This is a genomic window from Aromatoleum sp., assembly GCF_036675785.1.
Lineage (GTDB): Bacteria > Pseudomonadota > Gammaproteobacteria > Burkholderiales > Rhodocyclaceae > Aromatoleum.
Genome location: NZ_JAKFEF010000077.1, coordinates 18,617 through 31,279, shown reverse-complemented (window position 1 = coordinate 31,279; position 12,663 = coordinate 18,617). Strand labels below are relative to the sequence as shown.

Sequence of the window (12,663 nt, the reverse complement as noted above, 5' to 3'; positions counted from 1 at the left end):
CTCGACGGGCGCGCCCCGCGCCCCGATCTGCGCCGGAGGAGTTTTCGATGCAGCCAGCCGTCTCCGAACCGATTGCGAGCCGCGCGTCGATCGGCGGCCACCCGATCCACCCGATGATCATCCATTTCCCGGTCGCCGCGCTGCTCGGCCTCGTCGCGACCGACGCCGCCTACTGGGTCACCGCGGACCCCTTCTGGGCGCGCGCCGGGCTGTGGCTTGCCGGCATCGGCTCGATCGGCGGCTGGGTCGCGAGCATCGCGGGCCTCGTCGACCTGCTGACGGTGCCGCGCATCCGCCAGAAGATCACCGCGTGGTGCCACAGCATCCTCGCGGTGATGATGCTGTCGATCGCGACGCTGAACTGGCTCGTGCGCTATGTCGACCATGTCACCGAATTCTCCGCCGGCGGCCCGCTGCTGTCGGTGCTGACCGCCGTGCTGATCGCGCTGACAGCGCTGATCGGCGGGCAGCTGGTGTACGAGCACGCCGTCGGCGTGCGCGCGACGAAGTGAGCCCATTTTCCTAAACGCCCGGCTTCGCCAGCACCAGCCATAGCGCCGCTCCGATGAAGGCCGCCGAGACGATTCCGGTGAAGACGCTCAGCCAGATGCCCGCGGGCGGCTGGTCGAGTTCGAGGTGGCGTTCGATGCGCAGGATCAGCCCGCCGCAGCCGATGTGGCAAACCGTCATCCCCGCGACCGCGACGAGCTTGAGCACCAGCCACGGTGCAACGATGCCGTCGCGCAGGAACAGCGCGGTGCCGGTGCCGATCGCGATCAATGCCGCCGGCGTCGCGAACGCGATGAAGAGCTGCCGCGCCATCCACGCGCGATCGACGCGGTACTGCGAGTTCTCGTCGCCGGCGGCGGCGACCAGCGCCGGGAGATAGAGCAGCGCGCCGCACCAGCAGATCAGCCCGGCGAAGTGGAGGAGTTTCAGCAGCGGCATCGCCGGCCGGCGCGTCGGCTCACAGCAGATATTCCCAGCGGCGCGCGAGCCATTCGAGCACGCGCGCCTTCAGGCCGCGGTTCTTCCACTCGACCATTCGCACCTCGTGCGACGCTTCCTCGTCCATGCGAAACAGCGCCTCCATCTCGCGGGCGAAATCGCCGTCGAGCACGAGGATGTCGGCTTCGTAGTTATGGACGAAGCTGCGCCAGTCGAGGTTCGTCGACCCGACGCTCGACCAGACGCTGTCGATGACCGCGGTCTTCGCGTGCAGCAGCGCGTCGCGTCGCTCGAACACGCGCACGCCGGCGCGCAGCAGCGCGTCGTAATGCGAGCGGCCGGCGTGGAACGGCGCCCAGAAATCGCTGAAGCCGGGCAGCACGAGGCGCACGTCGACGCCCCGCGTCGCGGCCTCCTGCAGGGAATTCAACACGCGGTCGTCGGGCACGAAGTAGCCGTAGGTGAGCCACACCCGCTCCTTCGCGTGTTCGACCGCCGACAGCAGCGCGACATAGAGCTCGCTGCGCTGCGACGCCGGGTCGGACACGACGACGCGCATCGCCATGTCGCCGGCCGGCGCCCCGCGCGCCGCCGCCGGCAGCGCGACGTCGTCGTCGCACGCCTGCCCGTTCCACGAATTTGCGAAGAGTTCGTCGAACTGCCGGACGATCGGCCCGCGCATCATCACGTGCGTGTCGCGCCAGCCTTCCTCGCGCGACGGCGCCTTGCGGCTGCGGCCGAAGGATCCGGCGCTGTAGACGCCGCTGATGTTGATCCCGCCGGTGAAGGCGACGCGGCCGTCGACGACGAGGATCTTGCGGTGGTCGCGATTGTTGATGCCGAGGTCGGCGTCGCCGTCGAGCTTCAGCGGATTGATCGGGTTGAACTCACAGACCGCGATGCCGGCGGCGCGCAGCCGCTCGAAATACTCGGGCGGCGTCGGGCGCGACCCGACACTGTCGTACAGCACCCGCACCTCGACGCCGCGCGCGCGCTTCGTGGCGAGCAACTCCGCGAGGTCGCCGCCGATCTTGCCGGCTTCGATGATGTAGGTCTCGAGGTACACGCGGCGCTTCGCGCGGTCGATCGCCTCGAACATCGCGCTGTGCGTCTGGGGCCCGTCGACGAGCAGGTGGGCGTCGTTCCCGAGCACGAGCGGCGACTCGATCGCCCCTTCGACCTGCCGGAGATGATGGGCGAGCAGATCGGTCGGCCCTTCCCGCTCGATCCGGCGCGCGGCCTTCGTCGACACCGCGCCGTGCTCGTTGACGACGCGGATGTGGCCGTCAGGCGAACGGCTCGCGGCGACCGGCACATGCACGACGCCGCCGGTCGCACACGCAGCGAGGAGCAGCGAACCGGCGAGGCCCGGCAACGCCCTGATCGAGCGCGCGACCATCATGCACCTGTCCAGCTCCGGAAGCCGCAGCCCGAACGCGCGGGGATCATGATGGCGGCTGATTCAGCGGTTCGGCGGGCGTCAGCGCATTGATCACCTCGGAGACGCCTTGCACGCTTCGCGCGATCGCATCGGCTTTCGTGATCTGCGCCGCCGGCACGGTGCCGCTCAGCGTGACCTCGCCCCCGGACGAGCTGACCGAAATGTCGCCGCCGTTGACGCTCGCATCGCCGACGAGGGCCGACTTCACCCGCGTCGTCAGCGCGGCGTCATCGACGGCGCGGGCGAACTTGCTCGACGGCCGGCTCTGCGCTTTCGGGTCGGTCGTGGTCGCCGCGTCGGCGGCCGGATCGTTCGCCCGCTCGGGCGTCGTCCCCGCCGTCGGCTCCGGAGAGCACGCGACGAGGGCGAAGCCGATCGCGATCGGGACGAGTAGCCGCGGGAAATCCATCATCGGAACTCCCGCTACCTCTGTATTAGCCCGAGGACCAGGGACACGAGCGCGACGACGATGAAGATGTAGAACAGGATCTTCGCGATACCGACGGCACCGCTGGCGATCCCGCCGAATCCGAAAAGCGCGGCGACCAGTGCGATCACCAGGAATATTGCTGCGTAATACAACATGGCACACCTCCATGGCGGGATGAATGGAACAGCCCTTCGTAGCGCTTTCCTCGCTGCAATCGTCGTGCCGCCCTTAATTGCTGGGGTTTCGCGCCCCATCGGCCAGAGCGCCTACCGATGCCATGACGAAAACGGGCGGAAGCGGTAAATATTTCACCCTCCTGCCCGTGCGTCTGTCCCCGCGTCCGGGCACGAAAGCTGCCGATGAGGCGGTACCGCGGCGATGCCGCATCCCGAAGGACGACCATCATGGCGCTATCGACGATCCTCATCATCCTGCTGGTGCTGCTGCTGATCGGCGCGCTTCCGTCGTGGCCGTACAGCAGCTCGTGGGGGTACCGCCCGAGCGGCCTGCTCGGCCTCGTACTGGTCATCGTTCTCGTGTTGCTGCTGGTCGGATACCTGTAGCGCGTCGACGAATGGCCCCGTCGCTCAAGCCCGCCTGCGACGCGAGCGGACCAGAGCGCGCCGCCGCGACACCGGGCGGAAGAAATGAAAACCGGGCGAACGCCCGGTTTTCTTGTGGAAGCCGGTACGGGCGTGCCACCTCCCGCACCGCGGCGGTTTGCACCGATCAGTGCGTGCGCGAACCCGCCGGTTCGGAAATGCCGCAGACCGCCTCGCCCGCGGGGTCGGCCCCTTCGGTGTTCGCGATGTCGGCCAGCGCGACGATGCCCACGAGCTGCTTGTTGCGATCGAGGACCACCAGGCGATGCACCTGGATGTCGCCCATGTTCCGCGCGACGTGCGCGATGTCCTCATCCTCGAAACAGTACTTAACGTCCTTCGTCATGATGTCGCGCACGTGGGTGTCCGGGGACTTGCCCTGCGCGACGGCGCGGATCGTGATGTCGCGGTCGGTCACCATGCCGACGAGGCGCCCGCCTTCGTCGATCGGCAGCGAACCGACGTCGCATTCAGCCATCAGTCGGGCGGCCTCCTGCAGCGTCTGGTCCGGGTCGAGCGTTCGTACGTCGGTCGTCATTGCTTCGCGTACTTGCATGATTCACCTCCTTCGAGTCACAGGGTCATCCTGCGTCAGCTCACCGGTGCAAGAGCGATGCCCGCGCGAGTCCGCCTCGCGTCTCGCGCGCCGCGCCGTCTGCGGCGGGCCGTCGGGCGGCAGCGCTTGGGCCGCGCGACGCGCGCCTCGTAAAGATTTCCGATGCTGGTAAGAACTGCCCGCCGCGCACAGCCCCGCGGAAGCGGCGCGGTCCCGATCTCCAAGCGCGCCAAGCGGCACGCGCTTTGCTGAAACCTCGATCGGGTCAATACGGAAAAGCGGAGGACAGAATGAAATCTGCATTGTTCGCGCTCGGCGCGCTCGCCCTCGGGGCGAGCGCTTACTACTACCTCGATCCGAAGCGCGCGCGCGTGCCGGCAGGCGGCAGTCGTCGCGGCTCCTGGCGCCCGCCGGCGCTCGGTGCGAACGAGGCCAACGTCGAACCGGGCGAGATCGAGGAGATCGCCGGCAGTCCGGCCATCGCGCCGACCGCCCGGACGGCATCGAGCGAGTTTGCGCCGGGAACGTCCGGCCTCAGCACGCCCGGCGCGCCGACCTCCGGCACCGGCGCGTACGGCCTCGCCGCGAGCGAGCCGGGCCACGCCCCGTCGGGCGGGGGCTTCTCCACACCGCCGCAAAGCCGCTGACGCAATAACGGAGCATCGATGCTGCCGGCTTCGCTGCGACTGAACGTCGACATGCTCCCGCAGCCGACCGAAACGACGTGCGGGCCGACGTGCCTCCACGCGGTCTATCGCTACTGGTCGGAGGACCTTTCGCTCGACAGCGTGATCGGCCGCACACGCGCGATGGCGCACGGCGGCACGATCGCGGTGTTCCTCGCATGCGACGCGCTCGCGCACGGATACGAGGCGACGATCTATACGTACAACCTCACGATGTTCGACCCGACGTGGTTCCGGCGCCGGATGGACATCGCCGAGCGGCTGCACGCGCAACGAGAAGTCAAGGACGACCCGCGACTGCATCACGCGACCGAGGGCTACCTCGACTTCCTGCGCCTCGGCGGGCGCCTGCGCTTCAGCGACCTGTCGCCGCCGCTCGTGCGCGGGTTGCTGCGCCGACGCTACCCGATCCTCACCGGCCTCAGCTCGACCTTCCTGTACCGTGCGGCGCGCGAACACGGCCCGTCGGACATCCCGGACGACGTGCGCGGCACGCCGTCGGGGCATTTCGTGATCATCTCCGGCTACGACCGCAAGGCGCGCCAGCTCCTCGTCGCCGACCCATACAGCCCGCACCCGTACGGCGGCACGCGCGAGTACTGGATCCGCATGGACCGCGTCGTCAACGCGATCCTGCTCGGCATCGTCACGCACGACGCGAACCTGCTGGTCATTTCGCCCCGCAAGGGACCCCGGGTGGCCGATCCGCCATGAACACGATGATCGTCGTCGAAGACCCGGGGGACTGGCCGTTGGGCGGGCTCGGCCTTCCCGTCGTGCCCGCCCGCAGCTATCTGACCGATTCGACTTACGGCGAGGACCGCGCCGCGCGCGTCCTTAACCTGTGCCGGTCGTTCGAATACCAGAGTCTCGGCTACTACGTCTCGCTGCTCGCCGAGGCGCGCGGCCACTCGCCGCGCCCGCGCGCCGGCACGATCGAGGACCTGCAGTCGCGCACGCTGGTGCAGGTGCTCACGAGCGAACTGTCGCAGCTCGTCGAGCAGACGCTCGCACCGCTGAAGTCGAAGCACTTCGAGCTCTCGGTGTATTTCGGCCTCAACGTCGCGCAGCGCTACAACGTGCTCGCCGGACAGCTTTTCAAGCTGCTCGAAGCGCCGCTCCTGCGCGTGCAGTTCGAGCGCGAGCAGGGCCAGTGGCAGATGCGCGCAATCGACCTGATCGGCCTGCGCGAAGTCCCCGAAGAGCACCGCAGCTTCGCGTTCGACGCCGCGAACAGCTACCTCGCCGGCCGTGCCCGGCCGAAAAGTGGCGACCAGCACTACGACATCGCGATCCTGCACAACCCCGATGACGAGGATCAGCCGTCGAACGCCGGCGCGCTCGAGAAGTTCGCTGCCGCGGCGAGCGCGCTCGGGATGCGGCCGCATTTCATCCGGCCGTCCGACTACGAGCGGCTGCCCGAATTCGATGCACTGTTCATCCGCGACACGACCTTCGTGCACCACTACACCTACCGCTTCGCGCGGCGCGCGAAAGCCGAAGGCCTCGTCGTCATCGACGACCCCGATTCGATCCTGAAGTGCAACAACAAGGTCTATCTCGCCGAACTCCTCGCGCACCACAATCTGCCCGCGCCGCGGACGCTGCTGATCCACCGCGACAACATCGACCAGATCGTCCCGCTGCTCGCGCTGCCGTGCGTGCTCAAGCAGCCCGACAGCTCGTTCTCGATCGGTGTCGACAAGGTCGAGGACGAGCGGGAGCTGCGCGCGAAAGTCGCCGAGCTGCTGCAGAAATCCGACCTGATCATCGCGCAGGAATGGCTGCCGACCGAGTTCGACTGGCGCGTCGGCATCCTCGACGGCCGCGTGATCTTCGTCTGCAAGTACTACATGGCGACCGGCCACTGGCAGGTCATCGACCACCATAGCGAGCACGGCCGCTGCGAAGGGCCGACCGAGGCGCTCGCGGTCGGCGAAGCGCCGGAGGAAGTCGTCGCCGTCGCGCTCGAAGCGGCCAAGCTGATTGGCGACGGCTTCTACGGCGTCGACATCAAGCAGACCGGCAACCGCTACTGCATCATCGAGATCAACGACAACCCCAACGTCGATGCCGGCAACGAGGACGGCGTGCTGAAGGACGCGCTGTACCGCGAAGTCATGGGCGTGTTCCATCGCCGACTCGAACGGCGCCGCGCAGGAGGCAATCCCGCATGACCGATACAGTCGTCCTGCCGGCGTTCGCAGGCTACGGGTTGGAAATCGAATACATGATCGTCGACCGCAAAACGCTCGACGTGCGCCCGCTCGCCGACCAGGTGCTGTGCCAGGCCGCGGGCCACCCGGCGAACGACGTCGAGCGCGGGCGGATGGGCTGGTCGAACGAGCTCGCGCTGCATCTGCTGGAGATCAAGAACCGGATGCCGGACCCGTCGCTCGACGGCCTGCCGCACGCATTCCGCGAAGAGGTCGCGGCGATCGACGCGCTGCTCGAACCGATGGGCGCCCGGCTGATGCCCGGCGGGATGCACCCGTGGATGGACCCGACGACGGAGACGCGGCTGTGGACGCATGAAAACAGCTCGATCTACCGCGCCTACGACCGCATCTTCGACTGCCGTCGCCATGGCTGGGGCAACCTGCAAAGCATCCACCTGAACCTGCCGTTCGGCGACGACGCCGAGTTCGCGCGCCTGCACGCGGCGATCCGGCTCGTGCTGCCGCTGCTGCCGGCGCTCGCGGCGAGTTCCCCGTTCGCCGAAGGTCGCGCGACCGGCTTCATGGACTACCGGCTCGAGGCCTATCGCGAGCACCAGAACCTGCTGCCGTCGTCGGTCGGCGAGTGCATTCCGCGGCCGAGCGCGTCTCCCGCCGAATACCGCGCGCAGATCCTCGCGCCGATGTACCGCGAGATCGCCGAGTACGGCGACGGCGGCGTGCTGCAGCACGAATGGCTGAACGTGCGCGCGGCGATCCCGCGCTTCGAACGCAACGCGATCGAGATCCGCATCCTCGATGTGCAGGAATGCCCGACCGCGGACATCGCGATCGCCGCGGCGGTCGTCGCGCTCGTGCGCCGGCTCTACGACGAAATGCCGGACGAGCCGGACGTCGACGCGACGAACCACACCGCGACGCTCGCGCGCATCTTCCGCAACTGCATCCGCGACGGCGAGCGCGCGATCATCGAAGACGACCGCTACCTGTCGCAGCTCGGGCTTGACGGCGGACGCTGGCGCGCCGACGAGGTGTGGACGGACCTCATCGACCCGCTCGCCGCGACCGGCGCGCTCGCCGCGACCTGGGAGGCGCCGCTGCGCCTGATCCTCGAGCGCGGCCCGCTCGCGCGTCGCCTCGCCGCCGCGGTCGGGGACACGCCCGACCCGCACCGGCTGCGCGACGTCTACCGGGAGCTCGCACAGTGCCTGCACGACGACAGGGCATTTCCGGGACCGGGCTGATCCGGCCGCCGCCCGCGCCGTCCGCCGACGGCCGCGCGCTCGACATCGTCGTCACCTGCGAACATGGCGGCAACGACGTCCCCGAGCGCTACCGCGAACGCTTCGCGGGCCGCGAAGACCTGCTGCAGACCCACCGCGGCTATGACGCGGGGGCGCTGCAACTCGGCCGCGAAATCGCCGACGCCGTCGGCGCACCGCTCTTCGCGAGCACGACGACGCGGCTGCTGATCGACCTCAACCGCTCGATCGGCAACCGCGGCCTGTTTTCGGAATTCACCGCCGACTTGCCGCACGAGGCCCGGGAGGAACTCCTCGCCGGGCACTACCGGCCGTACCGGCAACCTGTCGAAGCCTTCGTCGAGCGCTCGCTCGCGGCAGGCCGCCGGGTGTTCCACCTTTCGAGCCACAGCTTCACGCCGGTCCTGGACGGTGAAGTGCGCACCGCCGACATCGGACTGCTGTACGACCCGCGCCGGCCGCGCGAACTGGAACTGGCGATGCGCTGGTACGCGGCGCTGCGATGTGCGGCGCCGCAACTGACGGTGCGCCGCAATTACCCGTACACCGGCCGGTCGGACGGTTTCTGCGCCGGTCTGCGCCGGCGCCTGCGTACGGACGACTACATCGGGCTCGAACTGGAAGTGAACCAGCGCCACGTCCAGCAGGGCGGGCCGACGTGGCACGCGTTGCGCGCCGCCGTCGTCGCCTCGCTGAAACGAGCGCTGGAGGACGACTCCGCGCGGACCGATCAGCCCGCGGTCGGAACCTGACGCCGCACGACGCGCGTCGTGTCGCCGGTGTGACGGCGCTGCAGGTGAGGCGTCGCGCGGCGCTGCGCACCATGCGCGCCCATCAGCCCGCCACCGGCCGCCGCGAGCAGCGACAGCAGGATCGCGGCGCTGAGCCACACGCTTGCCGCGGTCGCGGCCTGCGCGGTGTCGGTCACTGCCGCCGACTCGGTGCCTTCCGGCGCCCTGGTGCGTCCGATCATCGTCGCCGCCTGGTCGGCTGCGCGGTTGGCCTGCTCGGCCGTCATGCCGAAGCGCTCCTGCAGCATCTGCACCGTCGTGGCGCGATCGCCGCGCTGAATGCTCGACAGCAGTTCGGGGATGCTCGCCTCGGGGCCGCCCGGCGTCGCGGCCGCCTGCGTCGCGGCGGTCGTCGTGAACCCGAACAGGCTGCCGAGCGCATTTCCCGTGACCGAGCCGGTGATGAACGCGAACGCCATCACCGTCGCGCCCCACGACACGACCCCGTGCAGCATGCCGTCGGAATTGCGCCGCAGCCCCGACGCGCGCGACGCGACGTAGCCGCCGATCAGCGCGGACAACAGCATGCTGAACGTGTTCCAGACCGCCGCGGCGATCGACAGCGTGCCGCCGCCGGGCCGCTCGCCGGCGCCGAACACCGCGAATCCCGCGGCGACGCCGATCAGCATCAGCAGCAGGTGGATGCCGAGGCCGACGGCGAGGCCGGCGAAGATCGCGCTCCAGCGGATGCTGTACAGCGGATTGCTCTCCATTTCGATCCCGGGAGCGTGCGTGACTCGGGTTTCCGATACGGTTTCCATGGTTCATTTCCTCCAGCAAAGGTGACGAGCCGTTGCAAGTTGTGTTCCGCGCCCCGCCGGCCGTCCCACCGGCGCCTGCCGGGCGGGGGACTTCCGGCCGCTGCGGAACTTGTTACGAATGGCTGTACTTCCTGCCGCAAACGGCGACGTGCGGCTGCCGGGCGCCGAGCCGGTGCATCCGCCGCCAGCGCCGGTCGCCGGTCGCCCGCGACCTTGCCCGCGCGTCGAATGCGCGCCGGACAGCGACCCAGGAAGAATTCGGAAATACGAGGCGTGGACTGGCGGTCGATGCGCGCATGCTGCGTCACACCGCCGTCATCGCTTCGCAACTGTTCTTGCAGCGCTCGCACGCGAACACGCATTCCTCCATCTCGTCGAGGTCGCGGCAGCTTGCGATGCAGGCGTCGCAGACGTCCGCGCACACGGCACACATCTGCCGGTGCGGCCCGGAGCCGGTGATCATCACGTTCGCCGCCGTCTGGCAGATCTCGGCGCAGACGACCATCGTCTTCAGGTGTTCGGGCTCGACGTGCCGCCCGCCCTTCTCGAGGCAGTGTCCCGTCGCCATGTTGAGGCACACGAGATGGCAGCGTCGGCATAACTCGATGCACCCGAGCATTTCCTGCGACAGCGCAACCTGGGTCATTCTGAAACCTCCGTGAATGCGGCGCCAACGCGGCCGCGGCAGGCTCACGCTGCAAGCGCCGTTCCGCGCGGGGTCTCAGGCGGCCTTCACTCCCGGGGCGAGGATTTCCTCGAACCGCGCGATCACCGCGCGCAAGACCGGCCGGTCGAGAACGTCCTCCGGCAACACCGAGCGCAGGATATGCAGCGCGTCACGGCGTTGTTCGGAGGTCGCGAGCAGCTTCTCCAGCGTCTGCAGCGCGGCCTCGGGCTCATACGCAACGACGACGCTCTGCGTGGCGACGATCGCGCGCAGCGCCTGCGCGTCGGTGTCCTCGAACGCGTCCGCCTCGGCAAGCCTCGCCCGCACCGAATCGAGTGTCTCGCGCCGCACCGATCCGCTGGCCTTCATCAGCAACAGCAGCATGCGGATCACGGCCTCGCGCACGCCCCCCTCCGTCATGTCGGCGAGCGCGCGCGCGGCGGGCTCCTCGCCCGGCACGGCGACCTCCCGGACCGGACGCGCAAGCCTTTCGCCGACATGGGCGGCATCGAGCAGGCCGTAGACGAAGTGGAATGCGTTCTCGAGCGCCGCGTCCCGCACGTCGCGCGCGCTGTCGAACAGTCCTTCGATGGATTCGGAGAACAGCTCCTGCAGCCAACGCATCGGATTGTCGGCGGGGACCGGCCGCGTCACCTCCGCGATCTGCTTCGCGACGACCGGCAGCGCCCAGGTCAATGGATTGAGGTCGCTCCACAGGTAGCGCTGCAGCCGCAGCGGGTGGAACTGGCGCATCAGGCTCGCCGACCAGTCGCTCGAGAGCGCCCGCACCCACGGTGACACGAGCGTCTCGTACATCCGCGCATTGAACTCCGACACGCCGGCGACGATGCGGAACGGCCGCTCGTCCTCGCGCCGGTCGTCGTGCGCGAGGATGTCCTCGATCTCGCGCTCGTGCAGGCTCACCGCGTACTGCGGCAGCCCGCGCCGGTCGACCTGCGCGTCCTCGATCGACAGCTCGTACAGCCCCGGCGGCAGCGCCTCGATCGACGCGAGGGTGCCGGCGATCTGCGAGAATTCGCGGCGCGCGACCGCGCCCGACACGAAGATTCCGAGGTGGCCCGCGTCAGCGTGGATGATGTAGACGATCGTCTGCCCGTACGCCTTGATCTCCCGCGCCGACAGATACGTGTCCGCGATCCAGTTCAGCGCCTGCTGCGGCGGCGTGATGTCGTCGCCGTGCGAGCAGAACACGACGATCGGCGAGCGCACCCGGCGCAGGTCGAGCGTCGTGCCGCGATCGAGCGAAATCGCGCCGGTGGCGAGCTTGTTGCCGACGAAGAGGTCATCGACGATGGCGCGCATCTCCTCGCCGGTCAGCTGCACGAAGCCGCCCCACCACTTTTCGAACTCGAGGAAGCGCTCGACCTCGGTGTCGATGTTCGCGAACAGCTGGTAGTACTTCGTCCAGTACGTGTTCGCCGGGTTGAGGCTCTCGAAGTTCCGCACCAGCCACGCGCCGTCGAAGCGCCCGTTGCCGAGGTCGCTGAAGAAGTAGGCCGGCCAGCTTCCGCCGGCGAGTCCGCCGAGGTAGCGCATCGGGTTCTTGCCGTGCACGCCGGCCCAGTACGACAGCGGCGCGCCATTGAGCACGAGCGGCCCGGTGATCTCGGGGTCGATCGCGGCGAGGCCCATCACCGCCCAGCCGCCCTGGCAGTTGCCGATCAGCGCGGGTTTCGGGCTCTTCGGGTGCCGGCCGACGACTTCGCGCACGAAGCGCAGCTCGGCCGCGGTCACCCCGGCGAGCGTCTGCCCGGGCTCGGGCTTCGGATAGAAGACCGTGAAATACACCGGGTTGCCTTCGCGCAGCGCGACGCCGACCTGCGATTCCTGCTTGAAACCGCCGATGCCGGCGCCGTGGCCGGCGCGCGGATCGACGATCAGGTACGGCCGCTTCGTCGGATCGACGGTGATGCCGGCCGGCGGAATGATGCGCACGAGGCAGTAATTGACCGGCTCGGGCAAGTCGCGGCCGTCGATCAGCACTTCGTAGTCGAATGCGAGCAGCGGCGGCTGGCCCGTCCGCTCGTATTCGAGGAACTCGTTGCCGCGGCGCCTCAGGACGTCGAGCGTCATCACCCAGCGCCGCAGCGAATCGCGCAGGTAGTCGCGAATTTCGTTGACCAGGGGCGGGCGCTTCGGCGCCGCGCGCGACAGCGCGTTGAACCGCTCCTGCCAGCGCCGGTGCTGCAGCCGGTGCAGCATTTCCATGCGGCGGCGGTAGTTGTCGCCGAGCGCGCCGAGCCGCTCGCGGATCGCGTCGGGGCGCACGACTTCGGGCGCGAGGTTCGGGTGGACGGGCAGGAACATTCTCGACTTCTCCT

General features: G+C 68.9%; 15 protein-coding genes. 7 read left to right on the top strand and 8 right to left on the bottom strand.

The window, feature by feature from the left end; translation table 11 throughout:
• Positions 1-47 precede the first annotated feature (47 nt).
• The gene (locus V6M37_RS16495) at positions 48-512 is read left to right on the top strand and encodes a DUF2231 domain-containing protein (RefSeq protein ID WP_332675145.1); all 465 of its coding nucleotides are present in this window, start codon (positions 48-50) and stop codon (positions 510-512) included.
• Between the two features lie 10 nt (positions 513-522).
• Here the strand turns inward: V6M37_RS16495 and V6M37_RS16490 are convergent, their stop codons facing one another.
• The 4 genes from V6M37_RS16490 to V6M37_RS16475 are packed head-to-tail and all read right to left on the bottom strand — an operon-like array spanning position 523 to position 2,974.
• Complete coding sequence (locus tag V6M37_RS16490; protein ID WP_332675143.1) at positions 523-948, bottom strand: CopD family protein; 426 nt, start codon at positions 946-948, stop codon at positions 523-525.
• A gap of 19 nt (positions 949-967) precedes the next feature.
• Positions 968-2,350: a phospholipase D-like domain-containing protein gene (locus V6M37_RS16485; RefSeq protein ID WP_332675142.1), complete on the bottom strand. Its 1,383-nt coding sequence runs from the start codon at positions 2,348-2,350 to the stop codon at positions 968-970.
• A gap of 43 nt (positions 2,351-2,393) precedes the next feature.
• Positions 2,394-2,801, bottom strand: a complete 408-nt coding sequence (locus V6M37_RS16480) for a BON domain-containing protein (protein ID WP_332675140.1) — start codon at positions 2,799-2,801, stop codon at positions 2,394-2,396.
• Between the two features lie 11 nt (positions 2,802-2,812).
• Entirely contained in the window at positions 2,813-2,974 is a 162-nt protein-coding gene (locus tag V6M37_RS16475) for a DUF1328 domain-containing protein (RefSeq protein ID WP_312659738.1), read from the bottom strand.
• 249 nt (positions 2,975-3,223) lie between these two features.
• Here V6M37_RS16475 and V6M37_RS16470 point away from each other — a divergent pair, with 249 nt between their 5' ends.
• A complete protein-coding gene (locus V6M37_RS16470; protein WP_332675137.1) occupies positions 3,224-3,382 on the top strand; it encodes a DUF3309 family protein in 159 nt (52 codons plus the stop codon).
• Between the two features lie 166 nt (positions 3,383-3,548).
• On the opposite strand, the gene V6M37_RS16465 is transcribed toward V6M37_RS16470, so the two are convergent.
• Entirely contained in the window at positions 3,549-3,977 is a 429-nt protein-coding gene (locus tag V6M37_RS16465) for a CBS domain-containing protein (RefSeq protein ID WP_332675136.1), read from the bottom strand.
• A gap of 290 nt (positions 3,978-4,267) precedes the next feature.
• Between V6M37_RS16465 and V6M37_RS16460 the strand changes: the two genes are divergently transcribed.
• Genes V6M37_RS16460 through V6M37_RS16440 form a run of 5 tightly spaced genes read left to right on the top strand, consistent with a single transcriptional unit; the run spans position 4,268 to position 8,854 of the window.
• The gene (locus tag V6M37_RS16460; protein WP_332675135.1) at positions 4,268-4,624 is read left to right on the top strand and encodes a hypothetical protein; all 357 of its coding nucleotides are present in this window, start codon (positions 4,268-4,270) and stop codon (positions 4,622-4,624) included.
• 18 nt (positions 4,625-4,642) lie between these two features.
• Positions 4,643-5,377 carry a hypothetical protein gene (locus V6M37_RS16455; RefSeq protein ID WP_332675133.1) on the top strand — a complete coding sequence of 245 codons (735 nt, stop codon included), beginning with the start codon at positions 4,643-4,645 and terminating at the stop codon, positions 5,375-5,377.
• Complete coding sequence (locus V6M37_RS16450; RefSeq protein ID WP_332675131.1) at positions 5,374-6,840, top strand: RimK family protein; 1,467 nt, start codon at positions 5,374-5,376, stop codon at positions 6,838-6,840. The genes V6M37_RS16455 and V6M37_RS16450 overlap by 4 nt, the downstream gene beginning before the upstream one ends.
• Positions 6,837-8,084, top strand: a complete 1,248-nt coding sequence (locus tag V6M37_RS16445) for a carboxylate-amine ligase (RefSeq protein WP_332675129.1) — start codon at positions 6,837-6,839, stop codon at positions 8,082-8,084. Before V6M37_RS16450 ends, V6M37_RS16445 begins: the two co-directional genes overlap by 4 nt.
• Positions 8,045-8,854: an N-formylglutamate amidohydrolase gene (locus V6M37_RS16440; protein WP_332675127.1), complete on the top strand. Its 810-nt coding sequence runs from the start codon at positions 8,045-8,047 to the stop codon at positions 8,852-8,854. The genes V6M37_RS16445 and V6M37_RS16440 overlap by 40 nt, the downstream gene beginning before the upstream one ends.
• Here the strand turns inward: V6M37_RS16440 and V6M37_RS16435 are convergent.
• From V6M37_RS16435 to V6M37_RS16425, 3 genes are all read right to left on the bottom strand, one after another.
• Complete coding sequence (locus V6M37_RS16435; protein WP_332675126.1) at positions 8,833-9,654, bottom strand: hypothetical protein; 822 nt, start codon at positions 9,652-9,654, stop codon at positions 8,833-8,835. The two genes, V6M37_RS16440 and V6M37_RS16435, sit on opposite strands and share 22 nt — an antisense overlap.
• 304 nt (positions 9,655-9,958) lie before the next feature.
• A complete protein-coding gene (locus V6M37_RS16430) occupies positions 9,959-10,300 on the bottom strand; it encodes a four-helix bundle copper-binding protein (protein ID WP_332675124.1) in 342 nt (113 codons plus the stop codon).
• A 75-nt stretch (positions 10,301-10,375) separates the two neighbouring features.
• Positions 10,376-12,649, bottom strand: a complete 2,274-nt coding sequence (locus tag V6M37_RS16425; protein WP_332675122.1) for a DUF3141 domain-containing protein — start codon at positions 12,647-12,649, stop codon at positions 10,376-10,378.
• Between the last annotated feature and the right edge of the window lie 14 nt (positions 12,650-12,663).